This is a genomic window from Nocardioides sp. WG-D5 (assembly GCF_054031175.1).
Genome location: NZ_CM132928.1, coordinates 5,342,720 through 5,360,958 on the forward strand (window position 1 = coordinate 5,342,720; position 18,239 = coordinate 5,360,958).

20 protein-coding genes are annotated in these 18,239 nt (G+C 70.8%); 11 read left to right on the forward strand and 9 right to left on the reverse strand.

The window, feature by feature from the left end; translation table 11 throughout:
• Window positions 1-132: 132 nt before the first annotated feature.
• Window positions 133-852, reverse strand: coding sequence for a maleate cis-trans isomerase family protein (locus tag ACWZJV_RS25815; protein WP_457179359.1), 720 nt, complete (start codon window positions 850-852; stop codon window positions 133-135).
• A complete protein-coding gene (locus tag ACWZJV_RS25820) occupies window positions 849-1,559 on the reverse strand; it encodes a maleate cis-trans isomerase family protein (RefSeq protein ID WP_457179360.1) in 711 nt (236 codons plus the stop codon). The genes ACWZJV_RS25815 and ACWZJV_RS25820 overlap by 4 nt, the downstream gene beginning before the upstream one ends.
• A 101-nt stretch (window positions 1,560-1,660) precedes the next feature.
• Here ACWZJV_RS25820 and ACWZJV_RS25825 point away from each other — a divergent pair, with 101 nt between their 5' ends.
• Genes ACWZJV_RS25825 through ACWZJV_RS25850 form a run of 6 tightly spaced genes read left to right on the forward strand, consistent with a single transcriptional unit; the run spans window position 1,661 to window position 6,891 of the window.
• A complete protein-coding gene (locus tag ACWZJV_RS25825) occupies window positions 1,661-2,650 on the forward strand; it encodes a D-2-hydroxyacid dehydrogenase (protein WP_457179361.1) in 990 nt (329 codons plus the stop codon).
• Window positions 2,647-4,068, forward strand: coding sequence for an amidase (locus ACWZJV_RS25830; RefSeq protein ID WP_457179362.1), 1,422 nt, complete (start codon window positions 2,647-2,649; stop codon window positions 4,066-4,068). The genes ACWZJV_RS25825 and ACWZJV_RS25830 overlap by 4 nt, the downstream gene beginning before the upstream one ends.
• Window positions 4,065-4,577, forward strand: coding sequence for a DUF3830 family protein (locus ACWZJV_RS25835; protein WP_457179363.1), 513 nt, complete (start codon window positions 4,065-4,067; stop codon window positions 4,575-4,577). Before ACWZJV_RS25830 ends, ACWZJV_RS25835 begins: the two co-directional genes overlap by 4 nt.
• A 36-nt stretch (window positions 4,578-4,613) precedes the next feature.
• On the forward strand, window positions 4,614-5,528 hold the full coding sequence (locus ACWZJV_RS25840) for a glucosyl-3-phosphoglycerate synthase (RefSeq protein WP_457179364.1): 915 nt from the start codon (window positions 4,614-4,616) through the stop codon (window positions 5,526-5,528).
• On the forward strand, window positions 5,528-6,388 hold the full coding sequence (gene folP, locus ACWZJV_RS25845; RefSeq protein ID WP_457179365.1) for a dihydropteroate synthase: 861 nt from the start codon (window positions 5,528-5,530) through the stop codon (window positions 6,386-6,388). Before ACWZJV_RS25840 ends, folP begins: the two co-directional genes overlap by 1 nt.
• Window positions 6,385-6,891, forward strand: a complete 507-nt coding sequence (locus tag ACWZJV_RS25850) for a hypothetical protein (RefSeq protein WP_457179366.1) — start codon at window positions 6,385-6,387, stop codon at window positions 6,889-6,891. The genes folP and ACWZJV_RS25850 overlap by 4 nt, the downstream gene beginning before the upstream one ends.
• Here ACWZJV_RS25850 and ACWZJV_RS25855 read toward each other — a convergent pair.
• Window positions 6,879-7,877 carry a DUF6528 family protein gene (locus ACWZJV_RS25855; protein WP_457179367.1) on the reverse strand — a complete coding sequence of 333 codons (999 nt, stop codon included), beginning with the start codon at window positions 7,875-7,877 and terminating at the stop codon, window positions 6,879-6,881. The genes ACWZJV_RS25850 and ACWZJV_RS25855 overlap by 13 nt on opposite strands.
• A 75-nt stretch (window positions 7,878-7,952) precedes the next feature.
• Window positions 7,953-8,558, reverse strand: a complete 606-nt coding sequence (locus ACWZJV_RS25860; protein WP_457179368.1) for a TetR/AcrR family transcriptional regulator — start codon at window positions 8,556-8,558, stop codon at window positions 7,953-7,955.
• Between the two features lie 115 nt (window positions 8,559-8,673).
• On the opposite strand from ACWZJV_RS25860, the gene ACWZJV_RS25865 reads away from it, so the two are divergent.
• Together ACWZJV_RS25865 and ACWZJV_RS25870 are read left to right on the forward strand one after the other, a co-directional pair.
• A complete protein-coding gene (locus tag ACWZJV_RS25865) occupies window positions 8,674-9,672 on the forward strand; it encodes a hypothetical protein (protein WP_457179369.1) in 999 nt (332 codons plus the stop codon).
• 10 nt (window positions 9,673-9,682) lie between these two features.
• Window positions 9,683-10,549: a CHAD domain-containing protein gene (locus ACWZJV_RS25870; RefSeq protein ID WP_457179370.1), complete on the forward strand. Its 867-nt coding sequence runs from the start codon at window positions 9,683-9,685 to the stop codon at window positions 10,547-10,549.
• On the opposite strand, the gene vanX is transcribed toward ACWZJV_RS25870, so the two are convergent.
• Genes vanX through ACWZJV_RS25885 form a run of 3 tightly spaced genes read right to left on the reverse strand, consistent with a single transcriptional unit; the run spans window position 10,525 to window position 13,161 of the window.
• The gene (gene vanX, locus ACWZJV_RS25875; RefSeq protein WP_457179371.1) at window positions 10,525-11,139 is read right to left on the reverse strand and encodes a D-Ala-D-Ala dipeptidase VanX; all 615 of its coding nucleotides are present in this window, start codon (window positions 11,137-11,139) and stop codon (window positions 10,525-10,527) included. The two genes, ACWZJV_RS25870 and vanX, sit on opposite strands and share 25 nt — an antisense overlap.
• Entirely contained in the window at window positions 11,136-12,188 is a 1,053-nt protein-coding gene (vanA, locus tag ACWZJV_RS25880) for a D-alanine--(R)-lactate ligase (RefSeq protein WP_457179372.1), read from the reverse strand. The genes vanX and vanA overlap by 4 nt, the downstream gene beginning before the upstream one ends.
• The gene (locus tag ACWZJV_RS25885) at window positions 12,181-13,161 is read right to left on the reverse strand and encodes a D-isomer specific 2-hydroxyacid dehydrogenase family protein (RefSeq protein ID WP_457181990.1); all 981 of its coding nucleotides are present in this window, start codon (window positions 13,159-13,161) and stop codon (window positions 12,181-12,183) included. Before ACWZJV_RS25885 ends, vanA begins: the two co-directional genes overlap by 8 nt.
• A gap of 200 nt (window positions 13,162-13,361) precedes the next feature.
• On the opposite strand from ACWZJV_RS25885, the gene ACWZJV_RS25890 reads away from it, so the two are divergent.
• A complete protein-coding gene (locus tag ACWZJV_RS25890) occupies window positions 13,362-14,690 on the forward strand; it encodes a UDP-N-acetylmuramoyl-tripeptide--D-alanyl-D-alanine ligase (RefSeq protein WP_457179373.1) in 1,329 nt (442 codons plus the stop codon).
• Here ACWZJV_RS25890 and ACWZJV_RS25895 read toward each other — a convergent pair.
• Together ACWZJV_RS25895 and ACWZJV_RS25900 are read right to left on the reverse strand one after the other, a co-directional pair.
• Window positions 14,646-15,227, reverse strand: coding sequence for a VanZ family protein (locus ACWZJV_RS25895; RefSeq protein WP_457179374.1), 582 nt, complete (start codon window positions 15,225-15,227; stop codon window positions 14,646-14,648). The two genes, ACWZJV_RS25890 and ACWZJV_RS25895, sit on opposite strands and share 45 nt — an antisense overlap.
• Window positions 15,228-15,255: 28 nt before the next feature.
• Complete coding sequence (locus tag ACWZJV_RS25900) at window positions 15,256-16,386, reverse strand: lipid II:glycine glycyltransferase FemX (protein WP_457179375.1); 1,131 nt, start codon at window positions 16,384-16,386, stop codon at window positions 15,256-15,258.
• Between the two features lie 86 nt (window positions 16,387-16,472).
• On the opposite strand from ACWZJV_RS25900, the gene ACWZJV_RS25905 reads away from it, so the two are divergent.
• Both ACWZJV_RS25905 and ACWZJV_RS25910 read left to right on the forward strand, forming a co-directional pair.
• On the forward strand, window positions 16,473-17,138 hold the full coding sequence (locus tag ACWZJV_RS25905) for a response regulator transcription factor (RefSeq protein ID WP_457179376.1): 666 nt from the start codon (window positions 16,473-16,475) through the stop codon (window positions 17,136-17,138).
• A gap of 10 nt (window positions 17,139-17,148) precedes the next feature.
• Window positions 17,149-18,234 (forward strand): sensor histidine kinase, encoded by a 1,086-nt coding sequence (locus ACWZJV_RS25910; RefSeq protein ID WP_457179377.1) that lies wholly within the window; start codon window positions 17,149-17,151, stop codon window positions 18,232-18,234.
• Window positions 18,235-18,239: the final 5 nt, after the last annotated feature.

Genomic DNA, 18,239 nt, shown 5'->3' on the forward strand with positions numbered 1-18,239 from the left:
CCGCTTTTGACCCGCAGTGTCGACAGTAGGTTTGTCAACAATTCTCGTCACGTTAGCGCTGTCCACGTGCTCTGGCTAGAGCGCACCGGTGGCGGCGCAGGGCGTTACGAAGGTTTATGGAAAGCCGCGACGTTACCTGAAGAGGGTGCCGAGCCCGGGCAGGGGGCGGGACGCCCGGGCGAGTCGAAGGCCTTCCCAGACGGTCACCTGGTTGGCTGTCAGCACCGGTTTGCGGAGTGCCTGCTCCAGCGCATCGATGCAGGTCAGCGTGTGCATCGCGGTGTCGGGAACGAGGACGGCCTCGGCATCGGGGACGTCGACGGCCACGGCCATCCCGACGACCGCCTCGGGGCCGAGACGACCGACGTCGACGGCGGTGAAGATCCCGCTGGCGCCGAACGAGACCACCTCGATCCCTCTCGCCGCGAGAAAGGAGCGGAAGTGCTCGGCCAGGTCCGCTGGGTAGGACGCCGCGACGGCGACCTTCCCGAGCCCCAGGGCCCGGGCCGCCTCGACGAACGCGATCGACGTCGAGGAGGCCGGGACGCCGAGGCGCTCGGCGATCGCGGCGGCCTGGCTCGCCGCACCGTCGCCGCCGTAGACGAAGCTGCCCGACGTGCAGGCCCACATCACCGCGTCGGGGGAGTGGACGGCGATCGCGTCGGCACCCTCGGCGAGCCTGTCCGGGGAACCGGTGTCGAGGAGCGCCTCGACGGTGTGCTCGTCCCGGTCGGTGGAGGTGTGGACCAGCGGGAGCCGGATCGCACCACCCAGCGAGTTCTCGAGCGCCGGGAAGTCGTCCTCGGCCGCATAGCCCGGATAGAGCAGCCCGACGACCGGCGGGCGGGTCATGAGGCGTGCCCCCACAGGTTCTCCGTGCTCGGCGGAGTGCGTCCGGCCATCCGGAGCGCGACCTCCATGGTCGCCCGGTTGGCCGAGACCACCGGCTTGCCGAGCTCTGCCTCGAGCCGGCCGATGATGTCGTACGTCGCCAGGTTGGTGCACGAGACGACGACCGCCTCGGCCGCGTCGGTGTCGGCAGCCCGCACCAGCTCGAGCGTCGTCTCGTAGGGAACCTCCCAGATGTGGTGGCTCAGCCCGAGGTCGCCCGCGCTCACGACGGTGATGCCAGCCTCGGCCAGGAAGCTGCCGAACCGGGTGGCGAGCGCGGCGTCGTAGGGGGTGGCGACCGCGACCCGGGAGACGTTCAGGGTGGCGAGCGACTCGAGCACGGCGCCGGAGGTGGTGACCGCGGGAGCGCCGCCGGCGCGGCGCATCGCGGCGGTCAGCCGGCGCTCGCCGCGCCGGCCGTGGACGAAGCTGCCGGAGGTGCAGGCGTAGACGTAGGCGTGGGGCTGGGCAGCCGACAGGTCGCGCACGGCCTGCTCGACGACCGTGGTCTCGCTGATCTCCTCGGCCATCTCGAGGGTGACCCCACGATCGGTGTAGGGCGTGCGGGTGAAGAGCAGGCTGGTGTCGGGCGGGGCCCACCGCCACAGCTCGTGGTCGAGCACCATGTCATGGGGAACGACCACGGCGATGCGTACCGTCGGGGACATCGCACCTCGCTAGGATTGTTGACAATCTGCAATCTGGCCTCCTAGCGTAGTCTCGGATTGTTGCCGCGGTGTGTCGAACTCGACGGAGGATTCTCTTGGAGATGGCCCGGCGCCCGCCGATCACGATCCTCTGCCCGCCCGACGGCAGCAGACCAGCCGGAATGGAGAGCTTCGAGGCCGCCGCCCAGGTCACCTACACCGATGCCGCCGGCCTCGCCGACGCGCTCCGTGGTGCCGAGGCGCTGCTGCTGTGGGACTACTTCTCCGAGGCCGTCCGCGACGCCTGGCCGAGCGCCGGCTCGCTGCGCTGGATCCATGTCGCCGCCGCCGGCGTCGACAAGCTGCTCTTCCCCGAGCTGGTGGACTCCGACGTCGTGGTCACCAACGCCCGCGGCATCTTCGACCGGGCGATGGCCGAGTTCGTGCTCGGCTCGATCCTGGCGGTGGCCAAGGATCTCCATCACAGCCACGACCTGCAGGCGGCCAGGACATGGCATCGCCGCGAGACCCGCTTGATCAGCGCCGAGACCGCGCTCGTGGTCGGCACCGGCGCGATCGGCCGCGAGACGGCCCGGCTGCTCCGGGCGGTCGGGATGGAGGTACGCGGCGCCGGCCGCACCGCCCGAAGCGGTGATCCCGACTTCGGCGAAGTCGTCGCGAGCGCCGACCTGGCCGCCCACGTCGGCTGGGCCGATCATGTCGTGGTGACGGCGCCGCTGACCGCCGAGACCCGAGGGCTGATCAGCAAGGACGTGCTCGTGGCGATGAAGCCGGGCAGCCACCTCGTCAACGTCGGCCGCGGGCCGATCGTCGACGAGGAAGCGCTCGTCTCCGCGCTCCGCGACGGCCCGCTCGAGGCGGCGTCCCTCGACGTCTTCGAGGTCGAGCCGCTCCCGGCCGAGAGCCCGCTGTGGACGATGCCGGGAGTCGCGGTCTCGGCGCACATGTCCGGCGACTACGAGGGCTGGCGGGAGGCACTTGCGCGTCAGTTCGTCGACAACGCCCAGCGCTGGCTGCGCGGTGAGCCGCTGCTGAACATCGTCGACAAGCGCCACGGCTTCGTCGTCGGCCAGGAAGGGGGGCGGGCATGACCGAGCCCGGCCTCAGCGCCCTGACCGCCGCCGAGCTCGTCGCCGGCTACCGGTCGGGTGCCTTCACCCCGCTCGACGCGACCCGGGCGGTGCTCGACACGATCGCGGAGCGCGACCCGGCGGTGAACGCGTTCGTCCGGGTCGACCCGGACGGTGCGCTGGCGCAGGCGACCGCGTCGACCGAGCGGTGGCGTGCCGGGCGTCCGCTCGGCAGTGCCGACGGCGTACCGACCTCGGTCAAGGACATCTTGTGGACTGCAGGATTGCCGACAATCCGCGGCACCTGGCTCATCGACGAGGCCGGTCCCTGGCCGGAGGACGCGCCCGCGGTCGCGCGGCTGCGTGAGGCCGGTGCCGTGATCATCGGGAAGACGACGACTCCGGAGTTCGCCTGGAAGGGCGTGACCGACTCGCTGCGCCACGGCTCCACCGGCAATCCGTGGGACCCCGACCTGACCTCGGGCGGCTCCAGCGGTGGTGCCGCCACGGCGGTCGGCCTCGGCATGGGCCCGTGGGCGCTCGGCACCGACGGCGGCGGTTCGGTCCGGATCCCGGCATCGTTCACGGGCACCGTGACGATCAAGCCGACCTACGGTCTGGTGCCGCTCTACCCGGCCAGCCCGTTCGGCACCCTCTCCCACGCCGGCCCGATGACCAGGACCGTGACCGACGCCGCGGCGCTGCTCGACGTGATCGCCGGCTTCGACTCCCGCGACTGGTCGGCCATGCCCACGCCGAGGACCTCCTTCCTGGCGGGGCTCGACGACGGTGTCGAGGGGCTGCGGATCGGGTTCTCGCCCACGCTCGGGTACGTGAAGAACGACCCGGAGGTCGAGCAGCTCGTCCGCACAGCCGTCACCGTGCTGGCATCCGAGGGCGCTCGTGTCGAGGAGGTGGACCCCGGCTTCGTCGACCCGGTCGAGGCCTTCGACGTGCTCTGGTTCTGCGGCGCGGCGAAGGTCGTCGACGCCTACCCGGCCGGCGCGATCGACCGGATCGATCCGCTGCTGCGCGAAGGCATCGAGACCAAGGGCCGCGGCTCCGCGGCCGACTACCTCGACGCGACCGCCGTCCGGATGGACCTCGGCCGGCTCATGGGGCGGTTCCACGAGACGTACGACCTGCTGGTCACCCCGACCATGCCGATCACCGCCTTCGAGCGCGGGCTGCAGGCGCCGCGGGGGTGGCCATCCCAGTGGTGGCCGAGCTGGACGCCCTACACCTACCCCTTCAACATGACCCAGCAGCCGGCGGCGAGCGTGCCGTGCGGCACCACCGAGGCGGGTCTGCCGGTCGGCCTCCAGATCGTCGGCGCCCGCCACGACGACGCCCGGGTGCTGCGCGCGGCCCGAGCGTACGAGCGGGCCAGCGGTGAGCAGTTCGCCCGACCTGTCGACAATCCACGAGGAGCCCGATGAGCCGCTACATCACCGTCACCCTGGAGCGCCGCGGGGTCTCCTGTCTCGCCCGTCTTCTCGACGAGGAGGCGCCTCGAACCGCCGGCGCGGTGTGGGACGCGCTGCCGCTCAGCGGCCAGGTCTTCCACGGCAAGTACGCCCGCAACGAGATCTACCACCTGGTGCCCGCCTTCGCCGCGAAGGAGCCCGGCAAGGAGAACACCACGGTCACCCCGATCCCGGGCGACCTGTGCTACTTCGCCTTCTCCTCCGACGACCTCGGCAACCCGTCCTACGGCTACCCGGAGGACCGCGGCCCGGGAGAGCTGACCGAGATCGTCGACCTCGCCCTCTTCTACGGCCGCAACAACCTCCTCATCAACGGCGACCAGGGGTGGGTGCCGGGCAACGTCTTCGGCACCGTGATCGACGGCCTCGAGGAGATGGCGCAGGCCTGCCAGGACGTCTGGATGAACGGCGCCACCGACGAGATCCTCACCTTCGCCCGCTCCCACGAGGACACTCCGTAGGGTCTTCGGCAAGGCTCGGGTCTATAGGGTTTGAGCATGTCTTGGTTGGAGCGCAACACCCATCACTGGGACGACTGGTCCCTGGCCGAGCTCGTCGAGGCCAAGCAGGGACAGCGGGTCAGTCTCGTGGTCCCGGCGCGCAACGAGGCCGCGACCGTCGGCGACCTGGTCACCACGCTGCGCACCAGCCTGATGGAGACCTCGGACCTGGTCGACGAGCTCGTCGTCATCGACTCCGACTCCTCCGACGACACCGCGCGGATCGCCTCGGACGCCGGTGCCGACGTCTACGCCTCGGCCGCGATCCGGCCCGATCTCGGCTCCTACCCCGGCAAGGGCGAGGCGATGTGGAAGTCGCAGTTCGTGACCACCGGCGAGCTCATCGTCTTCATGGACGCCGACCTGACCGACTGGGACACCCATTTCGTACGCGGCCTGGTCGGCCCCCTTGTCAACAATCCGACGATCGAGCTGGTCAAGGGCTTCTACCGGCGCCCCGGCGAGCACGGTCTCGACGGCGGCCGGGTCACCGAGCTCGTCGCCCGCCCCTTGCTGGCCCTGCATCGCCGGCCGCTGCGCGACCTGATCCAGCCGCTGGCGGGGGAGTGGTCGATCCGCCGCTCGCTGTTCGAGCGGCTGCAGGTCCCGACCGGCTACGGCGTCGAGCTCGCCGCGCTCGTCGACACCCTGGACACCCGCGGGATGGACGCGATCGCTCAGGTCGATCTCGGCCGGCGCGACCACAGCCACCAGGATCTCTTCGACCTCGGCCTGATGGCGACGCAGATCGTGGGCATGATGTCGCGGCGCCTCGGCACGGGTCCGGCGGGCGACGACGTGGAGATGCGGCAGTACATCCCGATCGACGGCTCCACCAAGGTGCTCGACCGGAGCGTGAGCCTGCTGGAGCGGCCGCCACTGAGTGACGGCCCGGGCGGTATGGTCGCCTGATGCTGCGCCTCGGACGACACGAATTCGGTGATGACGACGCGCTGATGATGGCGATCGTCAACCGCACCCCGGACTCGTTCTTCGACAAGGGAGCGACCTGGGCCGAGGACGCGGCCTTCGATCGCGTACGCCTGGTCGCCTCCCAGGGCGCTGAGATCGTCGACATCGGCGGGATCAAGGCGGCCCCCGGAGCCGAGATCGGCGCCGCGGAGGAGAAGTCCCGGGTGGTCGACTTCGTCGCCCGGGTGCGCGAGGAGTTCCCGGCGCTGGTGATCTCGGTCGACACCTGGCGCGCCGAGGTCGGCGACGCGGTGTGCGCGGCCGGTGCCGACCTGATCAACGACGCCTGGGGCGGAGCCGACCCGGAGCTCGTCGACGTCGCCGCCGCCCACGGCGCCGCGATCGTGTGCACCCACACCGGCGGTGTGACGCCGCGGACGCGCCCCTACCGGATCGAGTACGACGACGTGGTGCGAGCGGCGATCGACGACACCCTCGCCTACGCCCAGCGTGCCCTGGACGCCGGCGTCGCCAAGGACTCGATCGTGATCGACCCGGCCCACGACTTCGGGAAGAACACCTTCCACTCCCTCGAGATCACCCGCCGCCTGGGGGAGATGGTCGAGACCGGCTGGCCGGTGCTGGTCTCGCTCTCCAACAAGGACTTCGTGGGAGAGTCCCTCGACCTGCCGGTCGGGGAGCGTCTCCTCGGCACCCTGGCCGCCACCTCGGTCTGCGCGCTGGCCGGGGCCCGCATCTACCGGGTCCACCAGGTCGTCGAGACCCGGCAGACCGTCGACATGGTCTGGACGATCGCCGGGCGCCGCCGTCCGGCGCGAGCGATCAGGGGGCTGCAGTGACGCGAGTGGCGCTGGTTCCGGGATGCCTGGCCCTGCTGCCGGAGTACGCCTCGCTCGACGACCCCGTCGACCAGCTCCGCTCGGCCTGCCTGGCCGCGGTGGCCTGGCTGGGTGAGGACGTACGTGTGATCGCCGGTCCGCAGGGCGCCCGCGTCGCCGCCGCCCTGCTGGCCGAGGTCGGAACGGCTCCGGTGACGGACGAGGAGGCGGCGTACCTCATCGTCGGCAACGGCTCGGCCCGCCGCACCGAGAGAGCGCCCGGCCACCTCGACCCGCGGGCCGCCGAGTTCGACGACGCCCTGGGCAAGGCGTTGACGACGCCCGACGCCGAGGCGCTGGCCGCGCTCGATCTCGGCCTGGCCGACGAGCTGTGGGCCGAGGTCGGCCCGATCGTAGAGGCCGCCGATCTGATGCGTGGCGTCGCGACGGTGGCGGTCGACTACGACGACGACCCCTACGGCGTGCGCTACTGGGTGGCCCGCTGGGCTGCTCACCCGGCGTAGTCCACCCACCAGCGCGCCTTGTAGATCTGTCCGCCCGGAAGCGTGCGTGAGTCGGTCGGGCGATGCAGCCGCACGGTCGAGGTGCACCACGAACACGGGTTGCCCGGCTCGCTCCGGGTGGTGATCACCTGCCCGGTCGCCGGGTTGGTGGTGACCGACTTGACCCCTACGACATCGATCGTCTGCGCGCCGGGGTAGTCGCTGTGGAAGGTCCCGGTGGCCTTGTCCACCTGGTAGACGCGGGTGCCTGTGGTGACCCAGAGCCGGTCGGGACGGTGCGGGACCAGCTGGAGGTCATGACCCCAGTCGGTCGGCAGCGGATGAGCGGTTGCCCGCGAGATGGTCGGATCGGCACGCGTCCCGCCGATCCTCAGTCCCACCAGCTCGTGGTCGCCGAGGGTCCACAACAGCCGGGTGGCCGGGTCCCAGACCGCGCCGTGGGCTCCGGCGAGCGGAAGCTGGGCGTACGCCGCGGAGCGCCGCCCCTGCGAGGCGGTGTAGACCCGGACCCAGCCGCCCGTGCTCGCCGTGACGGCCACGTTGCCGCCCGGCAGCAGCTCGATGCTGTGGGCGTTGTCGGCGCGGCCGACGTCAGCGGCCCAGTAGGAGCCGCGGCCGCTGGGGTAGGGGACCACCGCGGCCAGTCCGTAGGAGTCGGTGGTCAGCAGGTATCGACGTCCGTTGTGGTGGCGGAGCTTGGCCTCGTCGGGCAGGCCCCAGTTGTCGGTGAGGTCGCCGAAGCCCTCGGCGGCTGTCGGCCGCCAGGCCCACTTCTCGGCGCCGCTGGTCCAGTCGGCGTCGTCGGGGTCGAGGACGATGATCCGGTCGCTGGCCTGATCGGTGACCACGATGTCGTACGGCCCGGCGCTCGCCGGTTGCGCGACGGCGGGAGCCGGGGCGAACGAGCTGATCAGGGTGATCGCGGTGAAGACGATGGTGAGGACTGGCAGATGGGGGACTGGCAGATGGGGGACTGACAGGCGCATGGACTCTCCCTGAGAATGGCTGGTCCATTCAGGGAAGCGAGGTCACATGAGCGCGGGATGAACTCCCGCAGGCGCCTAGCGGAGCAGGTCGGTAAGCCCTGCCGCGTACGTCTTCGGGGTGACGTCCCCCAGCATCAGCCGCTGCAGGATGAAGCCGGGCAGCAGGCCGGTGAGCACCATCGCGATGCGCTCGGGATCGGCGTCCTCGCGGAACCGGCCGGCCTCGATGGCGGCCTCGGCGTAGGTGCGCCAGGCGCCCCGGATCCGCCGGGCCTCGGGCGCCATCAGGTCGCGGACCTCGGGGTCGCGAGCGGCCTCGGCCCAGGTCTGCAGGGCGATCTTGGGGAGGTCGACGCCGAGCTCCGCCGAGATGTCGAGAAGGTGCTGGGTCGCCGCCTCGATCGCCACCTCGGGCGGGGGAGCGGCCGAGCCGGAATCCGGGTCGGGGGTGAACCGGGTGATCGCCTCGGCGATGGTTGTCAGGCCTGACTCGGCGATCGCGCGGATGATGTCGTTCTTGCCCCGGAAGTAGGTGTAGACCGAGCCCGCGGACAGGCCGGACTCCTTGATGACCGCTGCCATCGTCGTCTTGTGGAAGCCGTCGCGCTCCACGCAGCGCAGGGTCGCCGCGATGATCTGCTGGCGCTTCTCGGCGCGGTGCTCCTCGCTGATCTTCGGCATGGCGGCAGCATACCTCAAAAGAAAACGAACATTCATTCTTGATAAATCCGACGAGACGGAGGAGAGTGTCCCTCAAAGAGAATGAACATTCGTTTTTTTTAAGGAAGGGCTCGATATGTCCACGTCAGTGAAAGCCGTGACCGGGGTCAGCCTCGGTCTGGTCACCTTGCTCACCCTGCTCATCACCGCGTTCGCCTGGCCCTCCAGCGAGATGGAGCCGCGCGCACTGCCGTTGGCCGTCGCCGGTCCCGCAGAGGCGGTCGCCCAGATCGAGACGCAGCTCGCCGCCACCGCGGGGGAGGACGCCTTCGACGTCACCGCGGTCGCCGACCGGGAGGCAGCGGTCGAGGCGATCGAGGACCGCGAGGCGTACGGCGCGATCGTCGTCGGCCCGCAGGGCCAGGAGGTGCTGACCGCGTCGGCCGCCAGCGCCAACGTCGCCCAGCAGCTCACCGCGATGGCGACAGCGATGGGCGCAGAGACCGGCACCGCTCCGACGGTGACCGATGTCGTCGCGGCCCCCGAGGACGACCCGCGCGGTCTCGTCTTCGGCACGGCCGCCCTCCCTCTCGCGCTCGGCGGGATCATGGCCGGCGCGATCACCTCGCTGGCGCTCAAGCGCACCCGCGACCGTGTCGCCGCCGCGTTCCTGATCGCGATCGGAGGCGGTCTGGCGATGACCGGAGTCATCCAGGGCTGGCTCGGCGCCCTCGAGGGCGACTACCTCGTCAACGCGGGCGTCGTGGCGCTCGGCATCCTGGCGGTCGCACTGCCCATCGTCGGTCTGCGCCACTTCATCGGCATGGCCGGCGTCGGGATCATGGCGCTGCTGGTCATGCTGGTCGGCAACCCGCTCTCCGGCATCTCCTCCGCACCGGAGATGATCCCGTTCGGCTGGCTCGGCCAGCTCCTGCCTCCGGGTGCGACCGGCTCGGCGCTCCGCGGCCTGTCGTTCTTCGACGGCGCCGGATCCACCACGCCGCTGATCGTTCTCGCTTGCTGGGCCGGGGTCGGCCTGCTCCTGACCCTGCTCCCGCACCGCGAGCAGGGCAGCACCGAGGCCGAGGGCGCTCAGCGGACTGAGCCGCGTGACCTGGACGCCGTGGCACGGTAGTAATAGAGGGATGAGTCATCCACACGAGCCGGTCGGCGAGTGGTGGCGCGACCAGGTGGCCGCGCTCCACCGCTGGGGCCGGCTCGTGCTGCGTGACGAGGAGGACTCGGTCCACAAGATGCGTGTGACCGTACGCAGGTTGCGCAGCGTCCTGGCGACCTACCGCCCGTTCCTAGACCCGGAGCAGACCGAGCCGCTCCGCGACGAGCTGAAGTGGCTGGGCGCCCTCCTCGGAGACGTACGCGACGCCGAGGTGCTCCGCAAACGGCTGCGCCGCTGGGCGGCGGAGCACGGTCCGGCGCCGTCGGGTGTCGACGCGCTCCGGGCCGCTCTGGCCGAGCGCCAGGCCGTCGGGCGTGCCCGACTGCTCCCGGAGCTGGACGGCGAGCGCTACCGCACACTCGTCGCGGCGCTGGCTGCGACCGACGGTTTCCCCTGGTCGGACGGCGCTCCGGGCAAGAAGGCGCTGAGGAAGCGGCTCCGCAAGAGCTGGCGGCGCCTGGCGGCCGCGGTCGACGCCGCCGAGTGCGCCGAGGATCCCGGCGAGCGACGCCACCGGCTCCATGAGGCGCGCAAGAAGGCCAAGCGCACCCGCTACGCCGCTGAGTCGCTGCGAGAAGTCTTCGGCAAGCACGCCGAGCGGCTCGCCGAGGCCACCAGGTCGATCCAGTCGGCCCTCGGCGATCTCAACGACTCCGTGGTCATGATCCGGGCGATCGAGGAGATCCCCGGGCACGACGACGCCCTGCGCGAGCTCCTCCGGACGGAGGTTGCCGCCGCCGACGATGCCGAGGAGCGGTTCGCCCCCGCCTGGAAGGAGGCGAACCGCCCGAAGGTCCACGGCTGGCTGGATCAGTCGACCGGGAAGTCGAAGTAGGTGTCGGGGTAGGGCTCCTCGACCAGCGAGTAGTGCCACCACTCGTTCTGGTAGCGGCTGAAGCCGCACGACTCCATCACCGAGCACAGCTGCGCCCGGTTGCGGGCCGCCTCCTCGGAGACCCCGGCCGCGCCGTGATGGGAGATCTCGTCCATCAGGTCGTGGTCACCGCCCATGTCCAGCAGCTCGCCCGAGGCCAGGGAGAAGAGGGTCAGGTCGACGGTGCTGCCGCGGCTGTGGCCGGACTTCGTGGCGACGTACCCCTTCTCGAACATCTCCGGACGGGTGATCGCGGGGTAGTGGATCCGCTTGCGCTCGTCGTCGGCCGGAGCGGGTTCCTCCGCCCAGCGCAGGAAGGCGTCGACGGCGCGCTGGGGGCGGTAGCCGTCCCACAGCAGGATGCCGAAGCCGAGGGCGGCGGCCTTGTCCCGCGCCTGGGCGAGCGCGGCGCACAGCTCGCGGGTCCCGACGATCCGGTTCACCAGGTAGCCGTCGACCGGCCTGCCGATGAAGTTGTCCCAGGTGGCGTACTTGCTGTCCCAGCGGATGCCTGGCACCAGCTCGTCGACGAAGACGAAGCCCTCCCTCACCGGCCCGCCTCCTCCAGTGCGAGGGTGATCGCGCGGTCGAGGAGCTCGGTCATCGAGATCCCGGCCGCCGCCATCATCCGCGGGTAGCGGCTGTAGGAGGTGAGCCCGGGCAGCGTGTTGACTTCGTTGAGCACCACGGTGCCGTCGGCCTTCAGGAACATGTCGACCCGAGCCAGACCCCGGCAGCCCAGCGCGCGGTAGACCCGCTGTGCCTCGGTCTTGACCAGCTCCTGCGCCTCGGCCGGGATGTCGGCGGGCACGATGAAGGTCGCGTTCTCCGAGCCGGTCTCGGGAGCGTCCTCCTGGTGGATCTTGAAGAAGCCGTGCGAGAGCGCGACGTGGTCGACCTCCCCGGTGACCAGGTCGGCGCCGTTGCCGAGGATCGCGCAGCCGATCTCCTCGGCCACGACGCCCTCCTCGATGAGCACCTTCTCGTCGTACTGCCGCGCGGTCGCGATCGCCTCGTCCAGCCCCGCCGCCGAGCTCACCTTGCTGACTCCGAAGGACGACCCGGAGCGGGCCGGCTTCACGAAGACCGGATAGGGGAGTACGCCGGGGTCGATCTCATCGCCCGGGTAGAGAGTCCAGAACGTCGGCGTCGGGATACCGGCCTCGGCGACGACCGTGTAGGCCAGCGACTTGTCCATGCAGAGAGCCGAGCTCTGCACGTCGCAGCCGACGTAGGGGATCCCGGAGAGCTCGAAGAGGCCCTGGATCGCGCCGTCCTCGCCGAGCTTGCCGTGCAGGACCGGGAGCACGACGTCGAGCCGGATGGTCTCGTAGCTGCCGCCGTGGTCGTCCTGGTCGAGGACGAGCAGGCCGTGGACGCTGCGGTCGGGGGAGAGCACGACCGGGCGGTGCGCGCCGTCCTCCCAGCTCGGGTCGGGGCCGTCGCACAGCCGCCAGTCACCGCTCTTGGTGATGCCGATCCAATAGGGCTCGTACCTGTCGGTGTCGAGGTGCCGGGCGACCTCCTGCGCCGACTTCACCGAGACCGGGTGCTCCTCGAAGACGCCACCGAAGATGATGCCGACCTTGGGCTTAGACATGCGGAAACCTGCTTTCGAATTCTCGACAGTTCACGATGGAGTTCTCGACCGTGTCCATCAGGGCATGGTCGGTGAAGTAGGCGATATGGGGGCTGACCAGCACGTTCGGCATCTCCTGGAGCCGTGCGAGCCAGCCATTCGGGATCTCGCGCCCCCGGAGATCGGCGTAGAAGATGCCCTCCTCGCCCTCGATGACGTCCAGGGCCGCACCGCCGAGCCGGCCCTCCTCGAGCGCCGCGACGAGCGCCGGCGTCTCGACGAGCCCGCCACGACCGGTGTTGACGACGTACGCGCCGGGGCGCATCCGGTCGATGCGGCGCCGGTCGAGCAGATGGTGCGACTCCTCGCTGAGCGGCGCGTGCAGCGTGACGATGTCGCAGCGCTCGACCAGCGTGTCCAGGTCGACGTGCTCGATTCCGGCGGTGGCCGGCCGGGGCCGGATGTCGTAGGCGAGTACGTCGCAGCCGAAGCCCCGCAGCCGGTCGATGACCGCTGTGCCGATCCGTCCGGTGCCGACCACGCCGACGGTCAGGTCGCGCAGCTCTCGGCCGCGGGTGGTCGCCGGGCGGTAGTCGTGGGCATCCGTGCGCCGGACCATCGCCTTCGCCTGGCGCGCCGCCATGAGCATCAGCATCAGGGTGTAGTCGGCAACCGAGTCGGGTGAATAGGAGACGTTTCCGACGGTTATCCCGATGGTCGCCGCGAAGTCGACATCGATGTGGTCGAAGCCGACGCTTCGCGTCGAGATATACCGGACCCCGACCTTTTTCAGCGCGAGAAGCGTCTCGTTCGATATCGGCGTCTTGTGGCTGACGCTGATGCACCGGTCGCCGTGGGCGAGCTCGGCATTCTCCTCGGAGACCGGCTCGGGTGTCATGGTCAGCGATACGCCGTGGGCCGGGGCCAAGGAGCCGAAAAGGCGGCCCTCATCAGGGGCGCAGCCGTAGACCGTGATCCCGGCGGTCGTCGAGATCGCGGTGTGCGCCGCCGGCTCGGTCGGCGCCGTCAGGGTCGGCTCGTGGTAGATCATCGACGCCAGCAAACCGAATGCGCGGTTGTGGCTCCGTATGGAATTTCCGATATGCCGACGATAAGTTATCGTCCGCATATCGATTAGCGGATACGCGATGACAACAAGGGAATTCGAACACTGAGGGGATGATTCCCCTCAGCTTGGACGAAATAGCCTCGTTGGTCGGCGGAAAGGTCATCGGCGACGGCTCGGTGACGGTGAGCGCCCCGGCCGTGATCGACGGTCGTCAGGCCGATCCGGGTGGCCTTTTCGTCGCGTTCGCCGGCGAGCACACCGACGGCCACGATTACGCACCGCAGGCCGCCGAGGCCGGCGCCGTCGCCGTGCTCGGATCCCGGCCGACGGCGCTCCCGACGGTCGTCGTCGACGACGCCCAGGCAGCACTGCAGCGGCTGGCCGCGCACGTCGTCGCGCTTCTGCGCGACGGGCTGACCGTGGTCGCGATCACCGGCTCCCAGGGCAAGACCAGCACCAAGGACATGATCGAGGCGGTGCTCTCGAGCGCCGCCCCGACCGTCGCGACCTCCGGCTCGTTCAACAACGAGCTCGGCGTACCTCTCACCATGCTGCGCGCCGACGCCACGACGCGGTTCCTGGTGCTCGAGATGGGGGCCCGGCACATCGGCGACATCGCCGAGCTGACCGGCCTGGTCGCGCCCGACATCGCGGTGGTGACCAACGTCGGCCGGGCCCACCTGGGCGAGTTCGGGTCGCGTGAGGCGATCGCGGTCGCCAAGAGCGAGCTGGTCCGTGGCCTGGCGAGCGGCGGCACCGCCGTGCTGCACGCCGACGACCCGCGGGTGCTCGCGATGAGCGACCTCACCGACGGTCCGGTGCTCGCCTTCGGGGCCGGCGAGCGGGCGGACGTACGCGTAGGCGACCTCGCGCTCGACCGGCTCGGCCGGCCATCGTTCACACTCCGGCACGACGACGCCACGGCCGTCGTCACGCTCCCGTTCGTCGGCGCCCACTGGGCCCTCAACGCCGCGGCCGCCGCGGCGGCGGGGCTGGCCGCCGGCGTCGGGCTCGACCAGGCCGCGACCGCGCTCAACACCGCGTCGATCTCGAAGTGGCGCATGGAGCTGCGTGCGCTGTCCGGCGGCGCGACGCTGCTCAACGACTCCTACAACGCCAACCCCGAGTCCACCCGCGCCGGCCTGGACGCCCTGGCCGCGATCGAGGCCAGGCGTCGCATCGCCGTGCTCGGCGAGATGCTCGAGCTCGGCGAGACCAGCCGCGACGCGCACCACGAGATCGGGACGTACGCCGCCACCCGGGCCGACCTGGTCCTGACCGTCGGTGAGGCCGCCGCCGTCATCGCGGACGGCGCGGGCGCGAAGGCGGTTGCGCTGCCCGACAACGCCGCCGCGATCGACTGGCTGCGGAGCCACCTCGCGCCCGGCGACGTCGTGCTCGTCAAGGCCTCACGCGGAGCCCGCCTCGACCAGGTCGCCGCGGCGCTGGTCTGAGGCTCCCGGACGCGGGCGCCGCCGGCGCCACCACGGCCACGACATGATCGCGGCGGCGGTGGCGCCGCCCGCGTTGAGGATGACGTCGTCGACCGAGGAGACCCGGCCGAGCGGCAGCAGGTGCTGCAGCACCTCGATCGACACCGACGCCGCGCCGGCCAGGATCAGGACCCGCCACACCGAGCGCAGGGCCCGGAAGCGGATGGGACCGAAGAAGCCGAGCGCGGCGAAGATCAGCACGTTGCCGACCAGGCCGACGGGGCCCATGGTCGACATGTCCTCGAAGGGCACCAGGCTCACGTTGCCCGACAGGATGCCGTTGTTGCCGGGCAGCAGGGTCAGCAGCACGCCCGGGACCGTTCCGTAGACGATGGCGACCTCCGCCAGCGAGTGGCGCCATGCCCGCGGCCACGCCACCCCGAAAGCCCGGCGTAGCACCGCCAGCACCGGCACGGCCAGCACGGCCACCGGGAGAGCCAGCATCGTCAGGACGACGACACCCGTCTCGGTCAGCGAGCCTGATTCGTTCACGATCATCCGATTCCCCACTCCTTCGTCATGCTGTTCAGCGCCCGCGCCGTCTCATGTAGAGGTCGAACGCCCGGTAGAGGATCGGCCGCAGCGGCAGGTCCCACTCGCCGACGTACCTCACCGCCTGCCCGCCGGTGCCGACCTTGAACTGGATCAGCCCGACGTGCGGGTCGTCGGCGGAGAGCGTCGGGGTGATGCCCCGCAGGTCGTAGACGTCGCACCCGGCGGCCAAGGAGTCGCGGATCATCGCCCACTGGAGGGCGTTGGAGCCGCGTACGTCCCGCTTCTCGGTCGAGGAGGCGCCGTAGACGTACCAGGCGTGGCCGCCGACGCGGACGTAGATCGTCGCGGCCACCAGGTCGCCGTCATGGCGCGCGAGGTAGAGTACGATCCGCCCTGGGTCCTCCGCGGACAGCGCGGCGAACATCCTCTCGAAGTAGGCCAGCGGCCGCGGGGTGAAGTGGTCCCGCTCGGCGGTGTGCACGTAGAGGTCGTGGAAGGCCTTCAGGTCCTCGCCGCCGGCGGAGGTGGTGACCTCGACGCCGGCCTTGGCGGCCTTCTTGATGTTGCGCCGCCACAGCTGGTTCATCCCGCGGAGCACGTCCTCCTCCGAGCGGGCGGTCCCGTCCGGGTGCCGCAGCGGGATCTCGTACGTGAACTGCGGCTGCCCCGCCCCGAACCCGTCCTCGGGGTTCTGCGGAATCCAGCCGGAATCGCGGAGGTAGCGGGTCACCTCGGCGCCGACGGGATCGGGCCGGCCCGGGAGGTCGGTGAGCCGAGCGACAGCGGGGTCGGCGATGCCCTCCTTGACCTGGGCCGCGTCCCAGGTGTCGGTGGGCACCGGGGGAGCGACCCGGATCGCGAACGCGCCCTGGGACCGCAGGTAGGAGATCAGCGGCGGGAACCAGACGGTGAGCCCGCCGGACCAGTCGATGTCCGGGCCCCACGGCAGGTAGGCCAGGGTGTGGCCCAGCCGCGGCACGGGACGGTGCAGCACCAGCCCGGCCCCGGCGAGCCGGTCACCGGCGTACCAGCCCAGCGACTCGCTGCGCCACTCGGTCTTCACGTCGGCCCAGGCCGGGGTCTGCAGGAAGCTGACCGAGCGCCGCGACCGGATGTGGTCGAGGTGCTCGGCGGGGCTGATCGGTCGGACGGTGAAGGTCACCGTGCCAGTCAACCTGCCGAGATGTCGTCAGCGCGTATGGCATTTCGGATACGTCGGCGATATGTCGTCCACCTAGGATTCAGTGCATGCGGGTGCTGGTGGTCGAGGACGAGCCGTTGATGGCGGGGGCGATCCGGGACGGGTTGCGCCTGGAGGCGATCGCGGCCGACATCGCCGGCGACGGCGACACCGCGCTGGAGCTGCTGAGCGTCAACGCCTACGACATCGCCGTGCTCGACCGCGACATCCCAGGGCCCTCCGGCGACGAGATCGCCAAGCGCATCGTCGCCTCCGGCACCGGGATGCCGATCCTGATGCTCACCGCGGCCGACCGGCTCGACGACAAGGCCTCCGGGTTCGAGCTGGGTGCCGACGACTACCTGACCAAGCCGTTCGAGTTGCGCGAGCTGGTGCTGCGGCTGCGCGCGCTCGACCGGCGACGTGCCTACAGCCGCCCGCCCGTGCGGGAGATCGCCGGCCTGCGGGTCGACCCGTTCCGGCGGGAGGTCTACCGCGACGGTCGTTACGTCGCGCTGACCCGCAAGCAGTTCGCGGTGCTCGAGGTGCTCGCCGCCGCCGAGGGTGGCGTGGTCAGTGCCGAGAAGCTGCTGGAGCGGGCCTGGGACGAGAACGCCGACCCGTTCACCAACGCCGTACGCATCACCGTCTCCGCGCTGCGCAAGCGGCTCGGCGAGCCCGCGATCATCGCGACCGTCCCCGGTGTCGGATACCGCATCGATGTCGATTCCTAGACGCCCGGGGATGAGCGTCCGGCTCAAGCTGACGCTCAGCTATGCCGGGGTCATCGTGGTCACCGGGGTGCTGCTCCTCGCGGTCGTGTGGGTCTTCCTGCTGCGCTACGTCCCCGACGGGGTGTGGGTGGAGTGGCCGCAGCAGGCCGGGCGGCCGGGTGCGCCCTTCGTCCCGAACCGCTCCGACCTCGAGCGTGCGTTCGCGCCGCGGGCGGCCACGATGATGGGGTTCCTGATCGTGTTCGGGTTGGTCGGAGGCTGGATCCTCGCGGGTCGCATGCTGGCGCCGCTGACGAAGATCACCGAGGCGACACGTACAGCGGCCGACGGGTCGCTCTCGCACCGGATCGATCTCGACGGCCCCGGCGACGAGTTCCGCGAGCTCGCCGACGCCTTCGACACGATGCTCGAGAAGCTCGAGTCGCAGGTGGCCGAGCAGCAGCGGTTCGCGGCCAACGCCTCCCACGAGCTGCGCACCCCGCTGGCGATCACGCAGACGCTGCTCGACGTCGCCGGCAAGGACCCGAACCGCGACGTCGAGGAGCTCGTCGACCGGCTCCGCCTGATCAACTCCCGCGCGATCGACCTCACCGAGGCGCTGCTCGTGCTCAGCCGGGCCGACCAGCGCTCGTTCGTCCGGGAGCGGGTCGACCTGTCGCTGGTCGCCGAGGAGGCGGTCGAGACGTTGCTGCCGCTCGCCGAGCAGCGCGACGTACGGATCGAGAGCTCCGGCGAGCAGGCCACGGTCAGCGGCTCGCCCGCCCTGCTGCTGCAGGTCGCGACCAACCTGATCCACAACGCGATCGTCCACAACCTGCCCGAGGGCGGCTCGGTGTCGGTCACGATCACCGCCAACGAGAAGAGCGTGGTGCTCACCGTCGCGAACACCGGCGAGGAGCTCTCCCGTGGGCTCGTCGCCACCCTCACCGAGCCCTTCCAGCGCGGCACCCAGCGGATCCACGCCGACCACGCCGGCGTCGGCCTGGGCCTGGCGATCGTCAAGAGCATCACCCGCGCCCACGACGGCAACCTCGCCGTCCTCGCCCGCCCCGGCGGCGGGCTCCGGGTCTCGGTCGAACTGCCCCGGATGCCCTAGCGGCG

Coding starts and splice junctions, on each gene's coding strand:
- ACWZJV_RS25815 (WP_457179359.1), bottom strand. CDS start 852: ATGACCCGCCCGCCGGTCGTCGGGCTGCTCTATCCGGGCTATGCGGCC.
- ACWZJV_RS25820 (WP_457179360.1), bottom strand. CDS start 1,559: ATGTCCCCGACGGTACGCATCGCCGTGGTCGTTCCCCATGACATGGTG.
- ACWZJV_RS25825 (WP_457179361.1), top strand. CDS start 1,661: ATGGCCCGGCGCCCGCCGATCACGATCCTCTGCCCGCCCGACGGCAGC.
- ACWZJV_RS25830 (WP_457179362.1), top strand. CDS start 2,647: ATGACCGAGCCCGGCCTCAGCGCCCTGACCGCCGCCGAGCTCGTCGCC.
- ACWZJV_RS25835 (WP_457179363.1), top strand. CDS start 4,065: ATGAGCCGCTACATCACCGTCACCCTGGAGCGCCGCGGGGTCTCCTGT.
- ACWZJV_RS25840 (WP_457179364.1), top strand. CDS start 4,614: ATGTCTTGGTTGGAGCGCAACACCCATCACTGGGACGACTGGTCCCTG.
- folP (WP_457179365.1), top strand. CDS start 5,528: ATGCTGCGCCTCGGACGACACGAATTCGGTGATGACGACGCGCTGATG.
- ACWZJV_RS25855 (WP_457179367.1), bottom strand. CDS start 7,877: ATGCGCCTGTCAGTCCCCCATCTGCCAGTCCCCCATCTGCCAGTCCTC.
- ACWZJV_RS25860 (WP_457179368.1), bottom strand. CDS start 8,558: ATGCCGAAGATCAGCGAGGAGCACCGCGCCGAGAAGCGCCAGCAGATC.
- ACWZJV_RS25865 (WP_457179369.1), top strand. CDS start 8,674: ATGTCCACGTCAGTGAAAGCCGTGACCGGGGTCAGCCTCGGTCTGGTC.
- ACWZJV_RS25870 (WP_457179370.1), top strand. CDS start 9,683: ATGAGTCATCCACACGAGCCGGTCGGCGAGTGGTGGCGCGACCAGGTG.
- vanA (WP_457179372.1), bottom strand. CDS start 12,188: ATGTCTAAGCCCAAGGTCGGCATCATCTTCGGTGGCGTCTTCGAGGAG.
- ACWZJV_RS25895 (WP_457179374.1), bottom strand. CDS start 15,227: ATGATCGTGAACGAATCAGGCTCGCTGACCGAGACGGGTGTCGTCGTC.
- ACWZJV_RS25905 (WP_457179376.1), top strand. CDS start 16,473: ATGCGGGTGCTGGTGGTCGAGGACGAGCCGTTGATGGCGGGGGCGATC.
- ACWZJV_RS25910 (WP_457179377.1), top strand. CDS start 17,149: ATGAGCGTCCGGCTCAAGCTGACGCTCAGCTATGCCGGGGTCATCGTG.